Source organism: Gemmobacter serpentinus, from assembly GCF_008973825.1.
Taxonomy (GTDB): Bacteria; Pseudomonadota; Alphaproteobacteria; order Rhodobacterales; family Rhodobacteraceae; genus Gemmobacter; species Gemmobacter serpentinus.
Genome location: NZ_WCHR01000002.1, coordinates 45667 through 69186, shown reverse-complemented (window position 1 = coordinate 69186; position 23520 = coordinate 45667). Strand labels below are relative to the sequence as shown.

19 protein-coding genes are annotated in these 23520 nt (G+C 65.1%); 2 read left to right on the top strand and 17 right to left on the bottom strand.

Translation table 11 applies throughout. The features are described from left to right. Positions 1-4: 4 nt before the first annotated feature. Positions 5-1090: a PA0069 family radical SAM protein gene (locus GBJ34_RS00355; RefSeq protein WP_151717264.1), complete on the bottom strand. Its 1086-nt coding sequence runs from the start codon at positions 1088-1090 to the stop codon at positions 5-7. A 106-nt stretch (positions 1091-1196) separates the two neighbouring features. Between GBJ34_RS00355 and GBJ34_RS00350 the strand changes: the two genes are divergently transcribed. Then, a complete protein-coding gene (locus tag GBJ34_RS00350; protein ID WP_151717263.1) occupies positions 1197-2579 on the top strand; it encodes an FAD-binding oxidoreductase in 1383 nt (460 codons plus the stop codon). Between the two features lie 277 nt (positions 2580-2856). Here the strand turns inward: GBJ34_RS00350 and GBJ34_RS00345 are convergent, their stop codons facing one another. The 12 genes from GBJ34_RS00345 to ftsW all read right to left on the bottom strand — a co-directional run bounded on the left by GBJ34_RS00345 (position 2857) and on the right by ftsW (position 16930). Continuing rightward, complete coding sequence (locus tag GBJ34_RS00345) at positions 2857-3018, bottom strand: DUF3563 domain-containing protein (protein ID WP_151717262.1); 162 nt, start codon at positions 3016-3018, stop codon at positions 2857-2859. Between the two features lie 121 nt (positions 3019-3139). Then, positions 3140-4783, bottom strand: coding sequence for a DNA repair protein RecN (gene recN, locus GBJ34_RS00340; RefSeq protein ID WP_151717261.1), 1644 nt, complete (start codon positions 4781-4783; stop codon positions 3140-3142). A 19-nt stretch (positions 4784-4802) separates the two neighbouring features. After that, positions 4803-5645 carry an outer membrane protein assembly factor BamD gene (locus GBJ34_RS00335; protein ID WP_151717301.1) on the bottom strand — a complete coding sequence of 281 codons (843 nt, stop codon included), beginning with the start codon at positions 5643-5645 and terminating at the stop codon, positions 4803-4805. Between the two features lie 161 nt (positions 5646-5806). Continuing rightward, positions 5807-6727, bottom strand: a complete 921-nt coding sequence (gene lpxC / locus GBJ34_RS00330) for a UDP-3-O-acyl-N-acetylglucosamine deacetylase (RefSeq protein WP_151717260.1) — start codon at positions 6725-6727, stop codon at positions 5807-5809. A 249-nt stretch (positions 6728-6976) separates the two neighbouring features. Then, on the bottom strand, positions 6977-8674 hold the full coding sequence (gene ftsZ, locus GBJ34_RS00325; protein WP_151717259.1) for a cell division protein FtsZ: 1698 nt from the start codon (positions 8672-8674) through the stop codon (positions 6977-6979). Between the two features lie 215 nt (positions 8675-8889). Next, entirely contained in the window at positions 8890-10224 is a 1335-nt protein-coding gene (ftsA, locus tag GBJ34_RS00320; RefSeq protein ID WP_151717258.1) for a cell division protein FtsA, read from the bottom strand. Continuing rightward, positions 10221-11192 (bottom strand): cell division protein FtsQ/DivIB, encoded by a 972-nt coding sequence (locus GBJ34_RS00315; RefSeq protein ID WP_151717257.1) that lies wholly within the window; start codon positions 11190-11192, stop codon positions 10221-10223. The genes ftsA and GBJ34_RS00315 overlap by 4 nt, the downstream gene beginning before the upstream one ends. Next, a complete protein-coding gene (locus tag GBJ34_RS00310; protein ID WP_192931063.1) occupies positions 11180-12103 on the bottom strand; it encodes a D-alanine--D-alanine ligase in 924 nt (307 codons plus the stop codon). Before GBJ34_RS00310 ends, GBJ34_RS00315 begins: the two co-directional genes overlap by 13 nt. 39 nt (positions 12104-12142) lie before the next feature. After that, complete coding sequence (gene murB, locus GBJ34_RS00305; protein ID WP_151717256.1) at positions 12143-13069, bottom strand: UDP-N-acetylmuramate dehydrogenase; 927 nt, start codon at positions 13067-13069, stop codon at positions 12143-12145. A 99-nt stretch (positions 13070-13168) separates the two neighbouring features. Then, positions 13169-14581 carry a UDP-N-acetylmuramate--L-alanine ligase gene (gene murC, locus GBJ34_RS00300; protein WP_151717255.1) on the bottom strand — a complete coding sequence of 471 codons (1413 nt, stop codon included), beginning with the start codon at positions 14579-14581 and terminating at the stop codon, positions 13169-13171. Positions 14582-14666: 85 nt separating this feature from the next. Next, positions 14667-15761, bottom strand: a complete 1095-nt coding sequence (locus GBJ34_RS00295) for a UDP-N-acetylglucosamine--N-acetylmuramyl-(pentapeptide) pyrophosphoryl-undecaprenol N-acetylglucosamine transferase (protein WP_151717254.1) — start codon at positions 15759-15761, stop codon at positions 14667-14669. Between the two features lie 2 nt (positions 15762-15763). Next, positions 15764-16930: a putative lipid II flippase FtsW gene (gene ftsW / locus GBJ34_RS00290; RefSeq protein WP_151717253.1), complete on the bottom strand. Its 1167-nt coding sequence runs from the start codon at positions 16928-16930 to the stop codon at positions 15764-15766. Positions 16931-17277: 347 nt separating this feature from the next. On the opposite strand from ftsW, the gene murD reads away from it, so the two are divergent. Beyond that, positions 17278-18684: a UDP-N-acetylmuramoyl-L-alanine--D-glutamate ligase gene (murD, locus tag GBJ34_RS00285; protein WP_151717252.1), complete on the top strand. Its 1407-nt coding sequence runs from the start codon at positions 17278-17280 to the stop codon at positions 18682-18684. A 122-nt stretch (positions 18685-18806) separates the two neighbouring features. Here the strand turns inward: murD and GBJ34_RS00280 are convergent, their stop codons facing one another. From GBJ34_RS00280 to GBJ34_RS00265, 4 genes are read right to left on the bottom strand one after another with little or no spacing between them, the layout of a single operon-like run. After that, a complete protein-coding gene (locus GBJ34_RS00280; protein WP_151717251.1) occupies positions 18807-19481 on the bottom strand; it encodes a DUF2161 family putative PD-(D/E)XK-type phosphodiesterase in 675 nt (224 codons plus the stop codon). Positions 19482-19487: 6 nt separating this feature from the next. Next, positions 19488-20570, bottom strand: coding sequence for a phospho-N-acetylmuramoyl-pentapeptide-transferase (gene mraY / locus GBJ34_RS00275; RefSeq protein WP_151717250.1), 1083 nt, complete (start codon positions 20568-20570; stop codon positions 19488-19490). Then, positions 20570-22036 (bottom strand): UDP-N-acetylmuramoyl-tripeptide--D-alanyl-D-alanine ligase, encoded by a 1467-nt coding sequence (locus GBJ34_RS00270; protein ID WP_151717249.1) that lies wholly within the window; start codon positions 22034-22036, stop codon positions 20570-20572. Before GBJ34_RS00270 ends, mraY begins: the two co-directional genes overlap by 1 nt. 1 nt (position 22037) lies before the next feature. After that, positions 22038-23516, bottom strand: coding sequence for a UDP-N-acetylmuramoyl-L-alanyl-D-glutamate--2,6-diaminopimelate ligase (locus GBJ34_RS00265; RefSeq protein ID WP_151717248.1), 1479 nt, complete (start codon positions 23514-23516; stop codon positions 22038-22040). Between the last annotated feature and the right edge of the window lie 4 nt (positions 23517-23520).

Genomic DNA, 23520 nt, shown 5'->3' with positions numbered 1-23520 from the left:
TGGCTCAGAACAGTGCCAGTTGATCCCCCGGGCGGGCGGGGCGCGCGAACAGATCGCAGCGCAAGCGGGGTTGCGGCACGGTCAAGCCTTCACGCGTGCAGGCCATGGCAAAGCGGCGCGCGATCAGCTCCGACCAGATCCCCTCGCCCCGCATCCTTCGGCCCCATTGCGCATCATATTCCTTGCCGCCATGCACATCACGCAGCCGCGCCAGCACCTTTTCGGCCCGCCCCGGCACGCGGGCCTGCAACCATTCCCGCATCAAGGGTGCCACCTCCATCGGCAGGCGCAGCATGATCCAGCTGGCCGCAACCGCCCCCGCCGCACGGGCCGCGGCCAAGATTGTCTCCATCTCGTGATCGGTCAGGCCCGGGATCACGGGTGACACCATCACCCGCACCGGCACCCCCGCCTCGGACAGTCGCCGGATCGCCTGCAGGCGACGCGCGGGCGACGGACAGCGCGGTTCCAGACTGCGGGCCAGATCCGCATCCAGCGTGGTGATGGAAATGCCGACGCGGGCAAGCCCCTGCGCCGCCATCGGCATCAGCAGATCCAGATCGCGCTCCACCATTGCGCCCTTGGTGGTGATCGCCAGCGGATGGTTCCAGCGCGCCAACACCTCCAGCACCTCGCGCATCACGCGATGCTCGGCCTCGCAGGGTTGATAAGGGTCGGTATTGGTGCCAAGCGCCACCGGGGCGACCTGATAGGATTTCCGCCCGATCTCGGTTTCCAGCACCGCGCCGATGCCGGGGCGAGCGATCAACCGCGTCTCGAAATCCAGACCCGGCGACAGGTTGAGATAGGCATGCGTCGGGCGGGCAAAACAATAGACGCAGCCATGTTCACAGCCGCGATAGGGGTTCACGCTGCGGTCAAAGGGCAGATCTGGCGATTTGTTATAGCTCAAGGCCGAACGCGGGCGTTCAATCCGCACCTCTGTGCGCAACAGCCGCTCCTCTTCAGGCAGATCCCAGCCGTCATCGACCACGATCCGCGTCTCGCGCTCAAATCGGCCTGTCTGGTTGTCCAGCGCCCCGCGCGCCTTGACGCGCAATTCCGGGCGCAAGCTCGGCGGCTTGTCCATGGCGCGAAACTAGAACATTCAAGGAACACCATGCAAGCCTCTTTCCGTGACCGCGCGAGCAGGCTACAGATTTGGTCAGAAAACATGAGCAGTTCAGGAGGATCGGATGCGTCAGACCACGACAGAAGCCTTTGCGGCGCTTGCCGACCTTCTGGGTGACCGCTTCACCACCGCACAGGCGATCCGTGACCAACATGCGCAAAGCGAAAGCCATGTGATCTCTGGCCCGCCCGATGCGGTGGCCTTCCCGCGCAGCACCGAAGAAGTGTCGATCCTGCTGCGCATCGCGCATGAGCATCACATCCCGGTCGTGGGCTGGGGCGCGGGCAGCTCGCTGGAAGGGCACGCCCTGGCGGCTCATGGCGGCATCACCGTCAATTTCAGCCAGATGGCGCAACTGCTGGAGGTGCGGCCCGAGGATATGCTGGTGCGCGTGCAGCCCGGCATCACGCGCGAGGCGTTGAACACCGAATTGCGCGCGACAGGCCTGTTCTTCCCCGTTGATCCCGGTGCCAATGCCAGCCTTGGCGGCATGGCGGCCACCCGCGCTTCGGGCACCACCGCCGTGCGTTACGGCACGATGCGTGACGCAGTGCTGGCGCTTGAGGTGGTGCTGGCCGATGGCACGGTGATCCGCACCGGGACGGCCGCGCCGAAATCGTCAGCGGGCTATGACCTGACTGCACTGATCGTCGGGTCGGAAGGCACGCTGGCGCTGATCACCGAGCTGACGCTGCGCCTGCAAGGCCAGCCCGAGGCGGTCTCGGCCGCCGTCTGCGCCTTTCCCGATATGACCTCTGCGGTCGATTGCGTGATCGAGACCATTCAAAGCGGCGTGCCGATGGCACGGATCGAATTCCTTGATCCAGCGGCCGTTGCGGCCTGCAACGCCTATTCGGGGCAGGCCCTGCCCGCCGCGCCGCATCTGCTGGTGGAATTTCATGGCAGCGCCGCAGGGGTCGCGGAACAGGCCGAACGCTTTGGCGAGATTGCCGCCGATCAGGGCTGCAGCGGCTTTCAATGGGCCGAACGCGCCGAAGACCGCGCGGCGCTGTGGAAGATGCGGCACAACGCCTATCCGGCCTGCCTTGCCTCACGCCCCAATGCGACCTCGGTCATCACCGATGTCTGCGTGCCGATCTCGCGTCTGGCCGAGGCGGTGGAAGAAACCGCCGCCGATATCGCCGCAAGCCCGATCAGCGGACCAATCCTTGGCCATGTCGGGGACGGCAATTTCCATGCCATCCTGCTGGTTGAAAAGGGCAATGCGGCAGAAGAGCACGAGGCGATGCGCCTTGCCGGCCGCATGGCCGAGCGCGCCCTGCGCCTTGGCGGCACCGTCACCGGCGAACATGGCATCGGCATGGGCAAGCTCGGCTATATGGAGGCCGAACATGGCGCAGGCTGGGCGGTGATGGGCGCGGTGAAACGCGCGCTTGATCCGCGTGGCATCCTCAACCCCGGCAAATTGCTGCCGCCGGTGCAGTAACGGGTCTGCGCCAGATTGCGGGCTCAAGTGCGCCCGCATCGATATGGCGCAGATTACGTCCCGTAACTGCCGAAGCGAGTTCCAGCATTGCAGGCCGCGCCACCGCTGGTATCGCCCTTTTCAGGCGCGACGCGGGGAAACGACCACATCGCGCCGATCATGCGTCCCGCAGGGGCCATGGGCTGATCGTCCCCCTTCAGGCGAAGTCCAGCAGACGCGGGCCCAGTCGCGCCCGCCATTCTCTATGCAGGGCTGCCTGAGGGGCAAGGCGACAGGTTCAATAGAACCCGCCCAGGGCGCGGCGGAACAGGCCGTTGTCAATCTGGCGCTGACGGAACTCCAGATCATAGCGATCCTCGGCACCTTTCAGATAGTCGTTCTCCAGATCTGCGACAGGCACGCGCAACATGGTGCGCAGGACATCGATGACTTTCAACATGGCAAACCTCTTGGCGGTTGGCCTCCCCTGCCCTTGTAATTAGGGCAGGACGCCGCGAAAACCATTGCCCGTTATGCATGGCGGCCCGGCGCGTGCTGCAACGCGGCATCAACCGCCCGACTCAGGCTTCCAGCAGCGCCCTTGCGGCGGCTCGGGCGGCATCCGAGACGGTATCCCCGGCCAACATGCGCCCGATCTCCTCCACCCGGTCGGGGGCCGAAAGCGGGATCACGGTCGATGTGGTCATGCCATCCGCCACACGCTTTTCCACCCGCCAGTGATGCGCGCCAAGGGCCGCGACCTGCGGGCTATGGGTCACAACCAGAACCTGCGCCTGATCCGACAATGCCTTGAGCCTGCGCCCCACCGCATCTGCCGTGGCACCGCCCACCCCGCGATCGATCTCATCAAAGATCAGGGTGATACCGGGCGTGTCCCCCGTCAGACAGACCTTCAACGCCAGCAGAAAGCGGCTGAGTTCGCCACCCGACGCAATCTTGTTCAGCGGCCCCGCAGGGGCACCGGGGTTGGTGGCCACGGTAAAGGCCACGGCATCCACGCCTTCCGGCCCGGCATCGCCCGGCGTCACCTGCGTCTCGAAACTCGCGCGTTCCATCTTCAGGGGCGCAAGCTCGGCCGCCATCGCCGCATCCAGCCGCAGCGCCGCCGCCTTGCGCAGATCGGTCAGCCTTGCAGCCTCCGCCCCATAGGCATCTTCCGCGAGGTTCAGCGCCCGGCGCAGGCTGGCCAGGTTTTTCTCGCCGCCATCCAGCGCCTCAAGCCGCTTGCGCAATCCGGCGGCAAAGCCGCCGAGATCATCGGGCAGCACCGAATGCTTGCGCGCAAGCGCCCGGATGGCAAACAGCCGCTCCTCCAGCGCCTCGAGCTCGGAGGGGTTGAAATCCAGCGCCTCAAGGCAGGCCTCGACGCCGGAATGCGCGTCGCCCAATTCCATCAGCGCCCGGTTCAACGCGGCAATCGGTGCCTCCAGCGCGCCCCCGGCCTGATCCGCCACGCCCTCCAGGCGCCGCAGCGCCTCCAGCAGCATGGCCTCGGCCCCCTGCTCCGACAGAGCGGCATGGGCGCGGGCGACATCGGCGCGGATCTTCTCGGACCCCTGCATGGTGCGGCGACGCATATCCAGCGTGGCCTCTTCGCCCGGTTCGGGGTTCAGCTTGTCCAGCTCTGCCACGGCATGGCGCAGGAAATCTTCCTCGGCGCGCACGGCCTGCAACGCAGCCTCGGCCTCGGCCAGCGCCTTGCGGGCCGCGCCAAGCGCAGACCATGCCGCCCGCGCGGGGGCCAGATCCAGGCCCGCAAAGGCATCCAGCATCTGCCGATGCCCACGCGGGTTCAAAAGCCCACGATCATCATGCTGACCATGCAGTTCAACCAGCGTTTCAGACAGCGCGCGCAGCACCTCACCCGAGACGCGGCGATCATTGGCCCAGGCGGTCTTGCGGCCATCGGCATGATTGACCCGGCGCAGGATCAATTCATCCTCTGCCTCGATCTCGTATTCCGCCAGCACGGCCCGCGCGGCATGGCCCGGCGGCAGGTCGAAACTGGCCACCACCTCGCCCTTCTCGGCCCCGCTGCGCACCAGCTCGGCCCGGCCGCGCCAACCCAGCACGAAGCCCAGAGAATCAAGCAGGATGGATTTGCCCGCCCCGGTTTCCCCGGTCAGCACATTCAGCCCGGGTTGAAAGGCCAGCGACAGCCGATCGATGATCAGCATGTCGCGGATATCCAGCGTGCGCAGCATCTCAGCCCCGATCCGGCCGTTACAGCCACTCGCCCCGGATCACCTGACGGTAAACCTTGGCCAGCCAGCTGTCGCCCGAAGCCTTGGGTTCAAGCCCGCGTGCCGTCAGCAGCTTGTAGCTGTCCTGATAGAACGGGCTGGACTGGTAGTTATGGCCCAGAATCGCCGCAGCCGTCTGTGCCTCAGCATTGAAGCCAAGCGCCAGATAGGATTCGACCAGCCGGTGCAGCGCCTCCGCCGTGTGGGTAGAGGTCTGGAAATCCTGCACCACGACGCGGAAACGGTTGATGGCGGCGGTATAATTGCCACGCTTCAGGTAATAGCGCCCGATCTCCATCTCTTTTGCGGCAAGATGGTCGAAAGCCAGGTCGAACTTCATGATCGACGAACGGGCATATTCGCTATTGGGATATTCCTCGATCACTTCGCGCAACGCCTGCAGCGCCTGGAAGGTCAGGCCCTGATCGCGACCGACCTCGTCGATCTGATCGTAATAAGACAAGGCCAGCAGATATTTCGCATAGGCCGCGTCCTCATCCCCCGGATAATAGTCGAGGAAACGTTGCGAGGCCTGACGGGCATCCTCGTATTCCTTGGCCTTGTGATAGGTGAAGGCCTGCATGATCAGGGCGCGCCGCGCCCAATCGGAATAGGGGTAAAGGCGCTCGATCTCGGCGAAGTAGCGGATGGCATCGTCCGGGCGGTTCTCTTCCTCAAGGGTGTATTCGCCCCGTTTGAAGATCTGTTCCGCACTCAACGTATCCAGCGCCGGTTCTTTCGCCGCGCCACCGCCGCAGCCTGCCAGAAAGGCCGTCAGCAGCAAGCCGCTCAGGATGCCCGCGCCCGAAGTTCCGCCACTGATCTTTCGCACGTCTGCCTCGTCAATTCCTGCCTGCGCCGCCCGGCATAAAAGGGGCGGAAGCACTTCCCACGACAGAGGCCGCAGGGTGTTCGGCTTGTCCTAGCACAGAAAAATCGGCTGCGCAAAACGCCTTTCGGCTTGGGGCGACCTTCGCGCCGCCCTCAATGCCGGATCGGCAAATCCCCGCGATGCACGCCCATGCCCGGCAGCTTACGCTCCGTCGTGCCACCGACATCGACAAAGCGGTAAGCGGTCGGATCGGCAAACAATGCGCGCAGCAGACGGTTGGTCATCGCATGACCGGCGCGGATGCCCGTGTAGCGGCCCAGAATCGGTCCACCTGCCAGCGACAGATCGCCAAGCGCATCCAGCATCTTGTGGCGCACCGGCTCATCATTGTGGCGCAGGCCACCCGGGCTCAGCACTTCGCCATCCTCAAAGACGACCGCGTTTTCCAGGGTGCCGCCAAGCGCCAGACCATTGGCGCGCATCCGGTCCACATCCGCTTGCAGACAGAAGGTGCGGCTGTCGCAAAGTTCACGCACGAAGGCGCCATTGGCCATCGACAGGTGCTTTTCCTGACGGCCAATGCCTGCTTCGGCAAAGTCGATGCGGAAATCGATCTCAAGATTCTCTGACGGTTCCAGACGGGCCACGGCATCGCCATCGCGCACCTCGACGGCTTTCAGCACGCGGATCGCGCGCACCGGGGCGTCCTGACGCACCAGACCGATTTCAAGGAATTTCTGCACGAAAGGCTCCGACGAGCCATCAAGGATCGGCACTTCCGGCCCGTCGATCTCGATCAGGGCGTTGTGGATGGCCATCCCCGCAAGGGCCGCCATGATATGTTCGATGGTGGAAACCGAAGCCCCCGCCGGATTGGCGACAAGGGTGCACAGCTTGGATTGCACGACCGCATCCCAGCGGGCCGGGATCAGCGCGTCAGAGCCGGACAGATCGGCACGGCGGAACCAGACCCCGGTGTCAACCGGCGCCGGATGCACGACCATGCGCACCGCTTCCCCGGAATGCAGCCCCAGTCCGGTAAAGACCGCAGGTGATTTCAAGGTGTTCTGCACGTTCAGCCCCCAAAGTTGGCCAGATCCACGACCCCATCCGCCAGGCACATTCCTGTCAGACATAGCCGCGAAGTTTAGGTAGTCCGGGGGGGCAAAATGAACAACTCACTCTTTGTAACCGGTTGTAACACTGGAACGAATGCGATGCGACAATCCGCCAATAGCCCCACAACACATTGATCCACAAAAGAAAAAGGCCCGGACACCCGGGCCATTCTCCTGATTAATGTTACCTTAACGTCAGGGAAATCAATTGGCCTGACGACGCAGGAAGGCCGGGATTTCGATACGTTCCTGATCGGCCGACAGCTCCGGCTCGTCATCGTAGGACGACACCTGCGGCTGCTGGCGAGGTGCGGGGCGCTCCGCCGCGGGCTCGGTTGCGTGACCCGCCATGCGGTTGATGAGCGACCCGATACCAAAGCGCGGCTTCTCGGCCGCCGCGCGCGGTTGCTGCACCGGGGCCTGGGCCATCGGGCGCTGCGCGGTCGGCTGCGGACGCACGGCCTGCTGCCCGCTCGGGGTCTTGTTCACGGCTGCCTGCAGACGCGCCAAGGCCTCGGGCGAGGGTTGACCTGCCGGACGCGGACGCGGGGCGACGAAAGCCGCCGCATCATCGTCATGGGCGCTGAAGCTGCGGGCCTGCGGGGCCGGCTGCGGGGCGGGGGCCGGACGATAGGCCGGCGGCGGCACATCCCCCATCACCTCTTCGGCCTCATGCATCGGCTGGAAACCTGCGTGCTGCGCCGGGGCATCGAACAGGGTCGGGGCCGGCTGCGGTGCCGGTTGCAGCGTCATCGGCTGCTGCTGCGCCACCGGCTGCGAAACCTGCACGGTCACGGTGGGCGCTGCGGGCTGACGCGCGGCCATCGGCTGGTGAACCGGCTGTTGCACAGGTTGCTGGACCGGCTCGGGCGCAAAGCCCGGCGCGGCCGAGCCCATGGGGCGGCGCACCGGCGTTTCGGCACGATTGGAAGCCGAGGCATCGATGCCGGTCGCCACGACCGACACGCGCAGCGTGCCATCCATCGACGGATCCAGCGTGGAACCCACGATGATATTGGCGTCGGGATCGACCTTTTCGCGGATGATATTCGCGGCCTCGTCCAGCTCGAACAGGGTCAGGTCATAACCGCCGGTGATGTTGATCAGCACGCCCTTGGCACCGTTCAGGCTGATCTCATCCAGCAGCGGGTTGGCAATGGCCTTCTCGGCCGCCTGCACCGCACGCTCCTCGCCGGTGGCCTCGCCCGTGCCCATCATCGCCTTGCCCATCTCGTCCATGACAGAGCGCACATCGGCGAAATCGAGGTTGATCAGGCCCGGCTTGACCATCAGATCGGTCACGCCCTTGACGCCCTGATACAGCACATCATCGGCCATGGCGAAGGCCTCGGTGAAGGTCGTGCGCTCATTGGCGAGACGGAACAGGTTCTGGTTCGGGATGATGATCAGGGTATCGACGACCTTTTGCAGCGCCTCGATGCCCTCTTCGGCCTGACGCATCCGCTTGTTGCCCTCGAACTGGAAGGGCTTGGTCACCACACCCACTGTCAGCACACCCAATTCGCGCGCGGCCTGCGCGATGATCGGGGCAGCGCCGGTGCCGGTGCCGCCGCCCATACCGGCGGTGATGAAGCACATATGCGCACCGGCCAGATGGTCAACGATGGCCTCGATCGTTTCTTCGGCGGCGGCGGCCCCCACCTGCGGACGCGCACCCGCGCCCAGACCCTCGGTCACTTTCGGCCCCATCTGGATGCGGGCCCCGGCCTTCGACTGCTGCAGCGCCTGCGCGTCGGTATTGGCCACGACGAACTCCACACCCTCCAGCTGCTGCTCGATCATGTTGTTGACAGCATTGCCACCTGCACCACCCACACCAAACACGGTAATGCGGGGCTTCAGATCCTGCTGCTGGGAGGTCATCATGAGATTCAAGGTCATCGCCAATCCGCCTGCTTATACTTGTGAGCCGCCAGTTTTTCGTTCATTTCGCGAGTAAGCCACACCTGTCCCGGGCGCGGACTCTCCGAATTATCCTCAATTCTATCCACAGTGACTGGCGGCGTCACGAAAAAAACGCGATTCCGCCCACAAAATATGGGGGATAAACCCCGCCATATCGGCGGGATTTCGCCTTCTGCGCGAGATATTGCGGTTTACCAGTTGTCCTTGAACCATTTGAAGGCCCGCTTCAGCGACCGCGCCGGATATTTCTCGGTCGGGATGTCGAAGTCCCACCATTCATCCTGCGGACTGGTCGCAAAGAGGCACAGCCCCACCGAAGACGAGAATGCCGGCCCCGTCACCGCCTGCGGCAATCCCTGGATGCGCAGCGGGCGCCCCAGACGGACGCGCTGGCCCAGGATGCGCGCGGCCAGCATGTCCAGACCGGGGATCTGGCTTGCGCCCCCCGTCAGCACGATCTGCTGGCTGGGCAGATGGTCAAAGCCCGCCGCATCCAACCGGGCGCGCGCTTCCTCAAGGATTTCCTCGACGCGCGGCCGCATGATGCCGATCAGTTCGGTCCGGCTGACGCGGCGGCGGTCCTTTTCCCAGTCGCCGCTATCGCCGCCCATCTCGATCATCTCGCGGTCATCCATGCTGGTGGCGTGAACGCCGCCATGCTTGGTCTTCATCCGCTCGGCCACGGCCATCGGCACTTGCAGACCCTTGGCAATGTCGAGCGTGATGTGATCGCCCCCCATGCGCACGGAATCCGAATAGATCATGTGCTTCTTGATGAAGATCGAGATGCCGGTGGCACCGCCGCCCATGTCGATGCAGGCGGCCCCAAGCTCCTGCTCGTCTTCCACAAGGCTGGAAATGCCGGAAACATAGGCCGAGGACGCAATGCCCGCCAGTTCCAGATCGCAGCGCTTGATGCAGTAAAGCAGATTTTGCACCACCGATGCCTCGACCGACAGCAGGTGCATGTCGCAGGCCAGACGGTTGCCGATCTGCCCACGCGGATCGCCAAGCCCCGATCGATGATCCAGCGCGAAGTTCACCGGCTGTGCGTGCAACACCTCGCGGCCCTGCCCGATATCGGGCATGTCACAGGCGGCCAGCACCCGTGCCACATCCTGCTCGGTCACCACGCTGTCTTGCAGTTCGATATCGCCCGCAAGGCCATAGCTGCGGGGCTCTGCACCCGAGAAGCAGGCGATGACGTGATCGACCCGCACATTGGCCATTTTCTGCGCGGCCTGCACGGCGGTGCGGATCGCGCTTTCGGTCTCGGTCATCACATGGATCTCGCCGAAGCGGACCCCGCGCGAGCGCGTGGTCGCCGCACCGATGATACGGAACTGCGATTGCCCCGCCATGGAACCCACACCATCGCTTTCGCGGCGGCGTTCGGGGCCATCAAAGCGCAGCACGAGGCAGGCAATCTTGGACGACCCGATATCAAGGATCGCGACCACGCCCCGCTGCATGGCAGCCCGGCGCATGTTCCGCATCGCCCGTTGGGATTGATAGAGATCGGTCACAGGTCGTTCTCCACTGTCACGAGGCCCATGGAGCGGCGCATTTCACGCAATGCCGCCGGGGCCAGTCGAAGGGTCGGACGCTGCTGGTTGCGCAGGTCCATGGTCAGGACGTCACGGTTCATAAGGTCTTCCGCCTTGTCGAGCGCCAGCAGGCGTTCCAGCGCGCGAACGGGGTCTTGCGCAGGCAGGAGGATGCGCTGGCCACGGTCCAGCACCAGATCCCAGCGGCGTTCGCTGATGCGGACAAGGCCACGCAGACGCGGCAGGATCGGACCTGCGGCCGCCACCAGCATCAGCGCCTCATCGGCGGCAAGGCTCGCGCCCTCGCCCGCCACCAGCGGCAGATCGGGACGATCGGCGCGGCTCAGGATGCGGGCGACGCGGCGGCCCTTGCCATCCAGCAGGTCCAACTCCTCGCCGCGACGCAGGATCAGCGCCGGGATCCGCTCGGTGATCGTCACTTCCAGCGCGCCGGAGCCGCCGACCTTGACCAGCACATTCTCCACCGCGTCCAGCGTGGCGATCTTGGCACGCGCGGCCTCCAGGTCCAGATCGAAGCTGGAGACCGGCAACTTCAGCGCCAGCATATCGCGGATCGCGGCATCCAGCGACGGCGAGGCCCCGGTGATTTCCAGCACATTGACACGAAACTCAGGCCGGTTCTCGACCGCTTCGCGCATCTCGTCGACCCGGGCCAGCATGGCGGCACGACGCTCGTCATTGCCAAGCCACAGCAGGGTCACCAGCGCGATGACAAAGCCCGGAATGCCCACGCGCACCAGCACGCGAAACAGCGGCGTCAGCCAAAGACGCTGCATCCGGTAAGCCATGCGGGTCGGCGCCGGATCACGGCGCACCTGCGGCTGCGCCGGGGCGGATGGCTGTTGCGGCTGCGCCTGATAGGCCTGCCCCGTGCTGGGGGCTGTACCGGGGGCCGCATATCTGCGCTCTGCCACTAGCGGTCGCATGAGGCATCCTCCACGATCCAGCGGCACAGCGTCGGAAAATCCATCCCCATCAGCGCGGCCTGTTCCGGCGCGAGCGAGGTCGGTGTCATCCCCGGTTGGGTATTGGTCTCCAGCAGGATCAGCCCGTCCAGACCGCGCGCCGCGTCCCAGCGGAAATCGCTGCGGCTGAGGCCACGGCAGCCAAGCGCGTTATGGGCGCGAAGGGCGTAATCCTTGCACGCTTCGGTGATCTCGACCGGGATATTGGCCGGCACCTCATGACGCGAGCCACCAGCCTTGTATTTTGCGTCGTAATCATACCAGCCAGAGGTGATGATATCGGTCACCGCCAGCGCCCGGTCGCCCAGCACCGCACAGGTCAGCTCGTGCCCCGGCGCATAGGTTTCCACCATCACCCGGTCGGGCATGGTAGCGGCCAGTTTCGGCGGGCTGTTTGCGCCCTCGGCCACGATATAGACCCCGACGGAAGACCCCTCATTATAGGGTTTCACCACATAGGGCGGCGGCAGGACGTGGCGGGAGGATGCCTCCTCCCGCGCGACAATCACGCTTTCCAGAACCGGCAGGCCTGCAGCACGATAGACCGCCTTGCTATGCTGCTTGTCCATGGCAAGGGCGGATGCCAGCACGCCGGAATGGGTATAGGGAATGCGCAGCCATTCCAGAATGCCCTGCACGCAGCCATCTTCGCCCCAGCGGCCATGCAGGGCGTTGAACACGCAATCGGGTTTGATCTCTTGCAGGCGCGCGACAAGGTCGGGGCCCGCATCGACCTCGATCACCTCGTAACCCGCCACCCGCAACGCATTGGCGCATTCACGCCCCGACGACAAGGAAACCTCCCGCTCAGCGGAACGTCCACCCATCAAAACTGCTATGCGGAGGCCCGTCTTGCCCGACTTGCCCGCCATTTACTGCCTCTTCAGGGTCTAACGCCCCGATATTTTTTGTTATTTTGCCGCCGGTTCACCAACGCGCATGATTTCCCATTCTAGCGTGATCCCGCTGTTTTGGAAAACCCTTTTTCGCACATCCTCGCCCAGATTTTCCAGATCTGCGGCAGAGGCACCACCCGCATTGATCAGGAAGTTGGAATGTTTCTCGCTCATTTGCGCGCCCCCGATGCGCGCGCCGCGCATCCCGGCATCGTCAATGACCTTCCAGGCCTTCAACTCATGCGTGTCGTCGGCCAGCCCGGTGGAGCTGCGCCCCAGCGGATTGCGAAAGGTGGACCCGGCGCTGCGCTCCTTGGTGGGCTGCGAGGCATCGCGCCTGGCAAGCTGATCCTCCATCCGTGCGGCCAGTGCCGCGGGATCCCCCGCCCCGGTGCGGAAGGTGGCGCTGATGACCACCGCGCCTTCCGGCAGATCGGATTGGCGGTAGCGCAGGTTCAGCGACGCCGCAGACAAGGTCTGGATCTGGCCGTCGCGGGTGACAATGCGGACCTCTTCCAGAAAATCCGCAACGTAATGGCCGTAGCAGCCCGCATTCATCCGCACCGCCCCGCCGATGGAGCCGGGAATGGTACGCAGGAAGGTGATATCGCGCCCGGCCTCGGCCGCCTTGCGCGCGACATGGGCATCCAATGCCGCAGCCCCGGCGATCACCCGGTCGCCCTCGATCGTGATGGCGTTGAAGCCGCGCCCGAGCCGGATCACCACCGCCCGGATGCCACCATCGCGCACGATCAGGTTCGACCCCACTCCCATCGGGAAAACCGCGATATCGGCGGGCAAGCCCGCCAGAAACGCCGCCAGATCTTCCTCATCTGCGGGTTGGAACAACCAGTCCGCCGGGCCGCCGACGCGCAGCCAGGTCAGATCGGCAAGGGGACGGTCCGGCGTCAGCACGCCGCGCGGTGTGGGGAAATCGCTCATGGCAAGGGTTTTGCCGAAGGCGCGCGGGCGACGCAAGGGCGGCACAGGATTTTCGTCGAAAATCCTGATCCCCCTGCCCCGAACGGGCACCTTTCCGGCTCAGGCGAGCTTGGCAGGCAGCGCATTGGCCCAGGCGCTGATCGTGCCAGCCCCCAGACAGACGAAGATATCGCCGGGGCGCGCCTGTTCACGGCAAAGCCGCGCCAGATCATCCTCGTTCAGCACCGCGCGGGCATGGCGATGGCCATGCGCGATCAGGCCCGCCACCAGATCATCGCGGCTGGCACCCGGGATCGGATCCTCACCCGCCGCATAGACATCGGCGATGCCCACCACATCGGCCTCGTTGAAACAGGTGCAGAATTCCTCGAACAGCGAGGACAGGCGGCTATAGCGATGCGGCTGATGCACCGCGATCACCCGCGCGCCGTCGCGCCCCGCAATCGCCTGCCGTGCGGCCTTCAGCACAGCTGCGATCTCGACCGGGTGGTGGCCATAATCGTCGATGATGGTCACGCCATTCACCTCGGCCACTTTGGTGAAACGCCGGTTCACGCCGCCAAATTGCGCCAGCGCCTCGCGGATCTCTTCCTTCTTCATCCCCAGATGGCGCGCCACCGCCACCGCCGACAATGCGTTTGAGACATTGTGATCGCCCGGCATCGGCAGGGTGCAGCCCTCGATCTTCGCGTCATCCCCCTCACTTTGCAGCAGGATGTCGAAATGCGCGACACCGCCCGCATAGCGCAGGTTCACCGCCCGCACATCGGCCTGGGCGTTGAAGCCAAAGGTCGCGACGCGCCGGTCGGTCAGGCGGCCGACCAGCGTCTGCACCTCGGGGTGATCGGTGCAGCAGACCGCCAGCCCGTAAAACGGGATGTTGGAGACGAAATCGAGAAAGCCTTTGCGCAGCGCGTCAAAGCTGCCCCAGTGTTCCATATGTTCGGGGTCGATATTGGTGACGATGGCGATGGTCGCGGGCAGCCGGTTGAAGCTGCCATCAGATTCGTCCGCCTCGACCACCATCCATTCCCCGGCCCCGGCGCGGGCGTTCGACCCATAGGCATGGATCACACCGCCATTGATCACGGTCGGGTCAAACCCGCCCTTGTCCAAGAGGGTTGCAACCATCGTCGTGGTCGTGGTCTTGCCATGGGTTCCCGCGATGGCGATGTTGGAGCGCAGGCGCATCAGTTCCGCCAGCATCTCGGCCCGGCGCACCACGGGCAGCTTGCGGCGGCGCGCCTCTTCCAGTTCGGGGTTGCCCTTCTTGATGGCCGATGAAATCACCACCACCGCCGCCTCGCCGATATTGGCGGCGCTTTGGCCCTCAAAGAACTGCGCGCCGAGGTTGACCAGCCGGTCGGTGATCTTGGAGGCCTTGGAATCCGAGCCCTGCACACGATAGCCAAGCGTGATCAGCACCTCGGCAATGCCCGACATGCCGATGCCGCCGATGCCCACGAAATGGATGGGGCCAAGTTCGAGGGGCAGTTTGGTCGCGGCGTTCATCTGGTTCTTTCCGGGTCAAGTCGCCGGGCCGGGTCAGGTCAAATCAAGACGGGCGGCCGGGCCGTGTCAGGCAACGGGGTCAAGGTCAATCTTCATGCGCCAGACGCTGCACCAGCGCCACCAGACGCTCGGTCGCGTCGGGGCGCCCTTGTGCCAGGGCATTGGCAGCCATCCGCCCGGCAGCCTCCGGGTGCGACAGCACCGCGGCGATGTGCGCCGAGAGCGTCGCGGGGTCAAGGGCAGATTCAGGGATCAGGATCGCCGCATCGGCGGAAACCAGCCCGCGGGCATTGGCCGTCTGGTGATCGCCAAGGGCCGCCGCAAAGGGGATAAGGATCGCGGGCCGCCCGATCACCGAGATATCGGCGATGGAGGACGCGCCAGAGCGCGAGACCACCAGCTGCGCCTCGGACAGACGGCGCGGGATATCGGCAAAGAACGGCTCGACCTCGGCATGGATGCCGGCATTTGCATAGGTCTCGACCACGCGGTCCAGATCCTCGGCCCGCGCCTGATGGGCCACGCGCAGATTGCGGCGCAGCCCTTCGGGCAGGGCGGCGATCGCCTCGGGCACCACATCCGACAGGATGCGCGCCCCCTGGCTGCCGCCGATGACCACAAGGCTCATCGGATAGTCGCCCGGCATGATATAGGGTGCCCCGGCGCGGTCCAGCACGGCCTGACGCACCGGATTGCCGGTATGGATCCCCTCCACCCCCGAAGGCAGGGCGGTGGGCCAGATGCTGCAAGCGACCAGATTGACCCTGCGGGCAAAACTCTGGTTCACCCGGCCCAGAATGCCGTTCTGTTCATGGATCATGCGCGGGCGGCGCAACAGCGTCGCCGCCGCAATGGCCGGGATCGACGGATAGCCGCCAAAGCCCACCACAACCGCTGGCCGGTCACGCAGCATCGCAAGCGCGGCAGAGGCCACGCCGCCGATGATGCGGAACGGCACCAGCAATTTCGCCAGCGCGCCCCCCCGCGCGAAAGTGGCCGAAGACACTTCCTCGATCTCCACCGCTGCCGGAAAGCCCCCGGCATAGCGGGCGCCGCGTGCATCGGTCGACAGCTTCACCCGCCAGCCAAGTGCCAGCATCGCCTCGGCCAAGGCCTGTGCCGGGAACATATGCCCGCCGGTGCCCCCGGCTGCAATCAACAGAAGCGGCGGCTTTGCCATTCTCAGCGCCCCCGCCGGAACAGGATATCCTGCAATTCGCCCTGCGGACGGCTCCGCGTCAACGCCAGCAGCATCCCAACGGTGATGCCCGCAGCAATGACCGACGAGCCGCCATAGCTGACGAAAGGCAGCGTCATGCCCTTGGCGGGCAGCAGGCGCACGGCCACACCCATATTGATCATGGCCTGCACACCAAAGATGCAGGCAAGACCCGAACCCGCCAGCCGCACGAAGGGATCACGCTCTTTCATCAGGCGGAACATCGACCGCACCACGACCACGCCGTAAAGACCCAGGATCATCAGCACGAGGATCAGCCCGTATTCCTCGGCGGCGACCGCGATGATGAAATCGGTATGGGCATCGGGCAGGGTCCATTTCACCTGCCCCTCGCCCACGCCGACACCGAAGAAGCCGCCTTCCTGGATGGCGTTGGTGGCATAGCCCAATTGCGAGCGCGGATCGACATCGGCGGCCAGAAAGCCGTCGATCCGGCGCGCCAGGTGTTCCGACATGCCGTAAAGCATGAAGCCCGCAGCGCCGACCAGCCCGAGAATGGTCACGATCAGCGTCATCGGCGCGCCAGCCACGAAATAGACCACGCACCAGCCAAAAACGATCAGCATGGATTGGCCGAAATCGGGCTGGATCGCCAGCAGCACGACCACGACGATCGCCAGCGCGAAAGAGATGATCCGGCCGGGCGGGCCGCCGATCTCTTGCGCCGAGGCCATCAGCCAGGCGGTGACGATGATGAAGCCGGGTTTCAGAAATTCGGATGGCTGGAACGAGGCAAAGCCCAGCGAATACCAGCGGATCGCCCCCTTGCCGAAATCGGTGCCAAGGAAGGGCAGGAAGGCCAGTGCCACCAATGATACCGCAAAGCCAAGAATGCCTAGGCGGCGCACGGCCTCGGGCGGCAGCATGGAAACACCCAGCATCGCCGCCAGCGCAAGCACACCGAAGAAGGCCTGCCGCTCCACATAGTGGAAGGGGTCAAGGTTGTTGCGCGTGGCCAGCGGGACCGAGGCCGCAAGCCCCAAAAGGATGCCGATGCCGAACAGCACCAGCACCGCTGTCAGCGACCATTTGTCGATGGTGCGCCACCATTTGGGGAAAACCGGCTCCGATACCCGTTCGGGCATCGAGCCATAGACCATCTCAGTCATGGAAACCGCCTGATTTGCCTGCTTGCCTCTGGCCCATGTGATCCCCGAAACGGGGCCCCGAACCTTTCCATTCAGCTTAACGGCAAAATCCCGGTCTGACCAGCGGGAAGTCCGACAGGCATTTGACCTTGCAGTGACCGGCCCTTGCCCTTGCACGAATGCCCCGCCAAAGGCCCTGCCGATTGCAGCACCCGGCAATGACAGCGCGCCCGCAGCCGCAGATCGATCAAGCCACTGTTCCCCCCTTCCCCCCTCTTCTATTCTCAAATATCCCGGGGGCGCGGGGGCTGGCCCCCGCATTGCGACGGCGGGCCGCAAAGCGCGGCCAGCAAATCTAGGGGGCGGTCATGATTGCGGTTCAGGGATATTCCGGTCGGCGGGTTGCGGTTCTTGGCCTGGGTCGGTCGGGCCTTGCTACCGCGCGCGCGCTTGTGGCGGGCGGGGCCGAGACGGTTCTGTGGGATGACAGCGCCGAGGCGCGCCTCAAGGCCGAGGCGGAAGGGTTCACCTGCACCGACCTGATGAAACACGGCGCGCTGGAAGATGTGGCCTGCCTTGTCACTTCGCCCGGCATTCCACATCTTTACCCCGCGCCCAACCGCGTGATTGCCCGCGCGCTGGAACTTGGCATCCCCGTCGACAATGATATCGGCCTGTTCTTCCAGAGCTTTGCCACCCCGAACTGGGACAATTTCGAAACCGCCCCCCGCGTGGTCTGCATCACCGGGTCGAACGGCAAATCGACCACCACCGCACTGATCCATCACATCCTGCTGGAATGCGGACGGCCCAGCCAGATGGCGGGCAATATCGGGCGCGGCGTGCTGGATATCGACCCGCCCGAGGATGGCGCGGTCGTGGTGCTGGAACTGTCCTCCTACCAGACCGAGCTTGCCCGCGCGTTGACCCCCGATATCGCGGTCTTCACCAATCTCTCGCCCGATCATCTGGATCGCCATAACGGGATGGGCGGCTATTTCGCGGCCAAGCGGCGGCTGTTCGCCGAGGGCGGGCCGGATCGCTGTGTGGTCGGCGTCGATGAGGTCGAGGGGCAGTTTCTCGCCAATCAGTTGGGCCAGTCGCCGCAGGATGACCGGGTGATCCGCATCTCGTCGGGGTCAAAGCTGGAAAATTTCGGCTGGTCGGTCTTTGCCCGCAAGGGGTTTCTGGCGGAATGGCGCAAAGGTCGGCAGATGGCCGCGATCGACCTGCGCGAGATCAAGGGCCTGCCCGGCGCGCATAATCACCAGAATGCCTGCGCGGCCTATGCCGCCTGCCGCAGCCTTGGCCTTGCCCCGAAACAGATCGAAGCGGCGTTGCATTCCTTTGGCGGCCTGCCTCATCGCAGCCAACTGGTCGGCGAGCGGGGCGGCGTGCGCTTCGTCAATGACAGCAAGGCGACCAATGTCGATGCCGCCGCCAAGGCCCTGCAAGCCTTCCCCAAGATCCGCTGGATCGCCGGGGGCATGGGCAAGGAGGGCGGGATCGCGGACCTTGCGCCGCATCTGGGATCGGTGGTGAAGGCCTATCTGATCGGCTTTTCCGCCCGCGACTTCGCCCTGCAGATGGGCGAGACCCCGCATGAGATTTGCGAGACGATGGAGGCGGCCGTGACCCGCGCCGCAGCCGAGGCCGAACCCGGCGAAGTGGTGCTGCTGGCACCTGCCGCCGCGAGCTTTGACCAATATCCGAATTTCGAGAAGCGCGGTGAGGATTTCACCGCCCGCGTGCAGGCATTGCTGTCGGGGGCTTGATCCGTAACGGCCAGAGCATCGGCCCCGACAAGGGATAACGGGTCACAGCCCGACCGGCGCGCAATCTGACCGGATCATGGCCTTATCAGATCACAGCCTGACCAGATCATGGCCTGTTCAGATCACAGGGCCGCCAATGCCTCAGCATGGTCCAGAAGCGCGGCCTGACCCTTCGGGGTCAGGACATAGACGCCCTTCGCGGCGCGCTCGAACCAGCCGTAATGGTCGGCGCGCAGCATGACGCCCGCGCGTGCGACGCCGGTCGCAGTCACCAGAACACGCGGCGCGGCGGGGCCATCGCCCAAGGCGCGCAACAGCCGCAGCGCATCCTGCCGATAGGCGGTCATGCGGGCGATGCCGGTGGTGCCGCCGGTATTGGGGTCCCCCACCCGACGCTGGAACTCGCGCAGCAAACGGCCTGCCCGGGCGGTCTGGCGGCGCGGCAAGTAGGGGCCGGGGTCCAGATGCGCCTCCACCCCCTCTTCGCCCACGGCCAGCAGACCAAGACCCAGACGACGGCAAAGCGCGATCATGTCGCGGTAGCGATGCGCCCAGCCCTTCTTGCCGGGCGCAGGCACCGCCAGATAGACCGCATCGAACAGGGTCTGGCGCTGCACCCCCTGCATGACCAAAGCCAGCGTGAAGCCCGTCTTCATCTCCACGATGATCGGGGCCTCATCGCCCCGCACCGCCATCAGGTCGCAGGCGCCGATCTCGGCCTTCACCTCGAACCCCTGCCCCTCCAGATAGGCTTTCAGGGGGGGATAAAGATCAGCCTCGCGCCGTTTGACCGCCATCGGGGATCAGCGCACCTTCAGCGTGGCCAGACCGATCAGCGCAAGGATCAGGGCGATGATCCAGAAGCGGATCACGATCTGCGGCTCGGCCCAGCCCTTTTTCTCGAAATGGTGGTGGATGGGGGCCATCAGGAAGACGCGGCGCCCGGTGCGCTTGAAGTAAGCCACCTGAATGATCACCGACAGCGCCTCGACCACGAACAGGCCGCCAACGATCGCCAGCACGATCTCATGCTTGGTGCAGACCGCGATGGCACCAAGCGCACCACCAAGGGCAAGGCTGCCGGTATCGCCCATGAACACGGCGGCAGGTGGCGCGTTATACCACAGGAACCCTAGGCCGCCGCCGATCAGGGCTGCGGTGAAAACCAGCAACTCGCCTGTGCCCGGCACCGAATGCACGCCCAGATAATCGGCGAAATTCACGTTGCCCACGGCATAGGAAATCACGCCAAAGGCCCCCGCCGCGATCATGACCGGGCCGATGGCCAGACCATCCAGACCATCGGTCAGGTTCACCGCATTCGCAGCCCCCACCACGACAATCATGCCGAAGGGCACGAAGAACCAGCCCAGATTGATCAACGCATCCTTGAACAAGGGCAGCGCCAGTTGATTGGTCAGCGCCGCCGGATGGAATTGCGCCGCCGCATATGAGGCCAATGCCGCAATCAACAGGCCAAGCGCCATCCGCACCCGCCCCGAGACCCCCTTGGTATTCTGCTTGGTGACCTTGGCGTAATCATCGGCAAAGCCGATCAGACCGAAGCCCAGCGTGACCAGCAGAACGATCCACACATAGGGCGTATCCAGCCGCGCCCAAAGCACGGTCGACACCACCAAGGCCGACAGGATCAGCAAGCCCCCCATGGTGGGCGTGCCCGCCTTGGAAAAATGCGAGGCCGGGCCATCGTCGCGGATCGGCTGTCCCTTGCCCTGCTTGCGGCGCAACAGATTGATGAGCGGCCGCCCGAAAAGGAAGCCGAAGATCAACGCGGTAAAGAAGGCCGCACCAGCGCGGAAGGTGATGTAGCGGAACAGGTTGAACAGGTCGCCGCCATCGGAGAACTGCGTCAGGATATACAGCATTACTCTGCCCCTTTGCCTTCTTGTTGGGGGCCTTCCAGCCCCGTTTCGCGCCCGCCCGGGCGCGCCATTTTGCGCAATGCATCAACCAGCAGGCTGACCTTGATCCCCTTGGAGCCCTTGACCAGCACCACGTCGCCCGCATCGACCAGCGCCGGCAGGCGCGGCAGCAGATCGGTCGCGGCCTCCACCCATTCGCCCCGGATGCTGGCGGGCAGCACCTTGTGCAGCGCCTTCATGCGCGGGCCCACGCAATGCACCAGCGTCAGCTTCGCCATGGCGGGGTGATCGGCAATGGCTGCGTGCAGCGCAAGTTCGGTTTCGCCCATTTCCAGCATATCGCCCAGAATGGCGATGCGGCGGCCCTTGCTGATGCGGCCGATATTGTCTTTCGGCTGCAGGATCGACAGCACGTCCAGGCTGGCCGCCATCGAGGCGGGATTGGCGTTATAGGCGTCGTCGATCAGATCGAACCCGGTCTCGTCCACCGGATCGGTGATGATCCGTTCCCGCTGGCCACGACCCACGAAAGGTTTCCAGCGGCCCAGATCCTGCGCCGCAAGCGCCGGATCCAGCCCTAGGGCTGCCGCCACCGCAAGCACCGCCAAGGCGTTGACCGCGAAATGCCGCCCCGGCGATTGCACCCGCAAAAGCCGGATACCCTGCGGGGTTGCAGCCTGAACAACGCTCGCCTCCTCGCCCCATTGGGCGGTGGCGATGTGCCAATCTGCATCCTTGTCGGCAAAGGTCACGGTCTTGACGCCCGCCTTTGCCGCGCGGGCCAGCAGGATATCGCTGACCGGCAGACCGGCGGGCAGGATGGCGGTGCCATTCGCCCGCAAACCGTCGATGATCGCGGCCTTTTCCGCCGCAATCCCTTCCAGGCCGTCAAAGGCAAACAGATGGGCCGCCGCGACCGTGGTGATGACCGCCACATCCAGATCAGCCATGCGCGCCAGTGGCGAAATCTCGCCCGGGTGGTTCATGCCGATCTCGATCACCGCGAAATCGGTGTCTTTGGGCATCCGCGCCAGCGTCAGCGGCACGCCCCAATGATTGTTGTAGCTGGCCTCGGCAGCATGAACACGGCCCTGCCCCGACAGCATGGAGCGCAACATTTCCTTGGTGGAGGTCTTGCCGACCGACCCGGTGACCCCGATCACCCGCGCCGATGTCCGGGCCCGGGCGGCGCGGCCCATGGCCTCCAGCCCCTGCAAGACATCGGGCACGATCAACAGCGGCGCATCCGGTGCCACGCCATCGGGCACGCGTGACACAAGGGCAGCCGCCGCCCCGGCCGCCAGCGCCTGCGCCACGAAATCATGCCCGTCGCGCACGTCTTTCAGCGCGACAAACAGATCGCCGGGCTGCAATGCGCGGGTGTCGATGGATACGCCGGTTGCCGCCCATGCGACCGGGCTGTGCCCACCGGTTGCCGCAACTGCCTCATCCGAGGTCCACAATGCCATCTCAGATCACCCCATCCAGCGCCGCCACCGCGATAGAGGCCTGTTCCACATCGTCAAAGGGGAAAATATCGCCCTTGATGACCTGCCCGGACTCATGCCCCTTGCCCGCGATCAGCAGCGCGTCGCCCGGTTGCAGGGCGTCCACGCCACGCAGGATTGCCTCGGCCCGGTCGCCGACCTCATTGGCCTCGGGGCAGGTCGCCATCACCTCGGCCCGGATCGCGGCCGGGTCTTCGCTGCGCGGATTGTCATCGGTCACGAACAGCACATCGGCATGGGCCGCAGCCGCAGCCCCCATCAGCGGGCGTTTGGTCCGATCCCGGTCACCGCCTGCACCAAAGATCACGATTACCCGGCCCATCACATGCGGGCGCAGCGCCTTCAGCGCGGTGGCGAGCGCATCGGGCGTATGGGCGTAATCGACAAAAACCGATGCGCCATTGCTCCGGGTCGCGGCCAGTTGCATCCGCCCGCGCACGCCCGACAATTGCGGCAAGACTGCAAAGACATCGCCGGGTGCCGTCCCCGCGCCGATCACCAGCCCCGCCGCCAGCGCGACATTTTCGGCCTGGAAACCGCCGATCAGGTTCAGCCGCACCTGATGCGCCTTGCCCTGCCAGAGATAGCGCACGTCCTGCCCTGTCGCGTCAAAACGCTGGCCCGCGATTTGCAGATCGCAGCCCGCATCATGGCCCACGGTAATCACCCGCTGCCCCTGCGCTGCGGCAATGCGGGCCACTTCGGCCCCTTTGGGGTCATTCATATTGATGACCGCCGCCGCATCAGGCGGCAGCACACGGTCAAACAACCCCATCTTGGCCGCGAAATAGGCCTCGAACGTGCCGTGATAATCCAGATGGTCTTGCGTGAAATTGGTGAAGCCCGCCGCTTTCAGCCGCACCCCATCCAGCCGGAACTGATCCAACCCATGCGAGGATGCCTCCATCGCGGCATGGGTGACCCCCGCCGCAGCGGCATCGGCCAGCATATGGTGCAGGGTGATCGGATCGGGCGTGGTATGGGCCGAGGGCGCGGCCCAGGCCCCTTCCACACCAGTCGTGCCGATATTGATCGCGGCATGTCCCAAGGCCATCCAGATCTGCCGGGTGAAGGTCGCCACGGATGTCTTGCCATTGGTGCCGGTGACCGCAACCATGGTTTCAGGCTGCGCGCCGAACCACAGGGAGGCAGCCATGGCCAAGGCCGCGCGCGGCTCTTCCGCCACCACCACCGCGACCTCGGGCGGAATGGTCTCTCCCGCAAGGCGCAGCCCTTCGGCATCGGTCAAGACCGCGACCGCCCCCATGCGCAGCGCAAAGGGGATGAACTCGGCCCCATGCATCTTGCTGCCCGGCATGGCCGCAAACAGGAAGCCGGGCTTCACCGCCCGGCTGTCCACCGCAAGCCCGGTGAGGCGGACCTCGCGGCCAGATTTGGCCGTAAGCCCCAGTTCGGCAAGCGTCGCCACGCGTTCGGCCATCTGT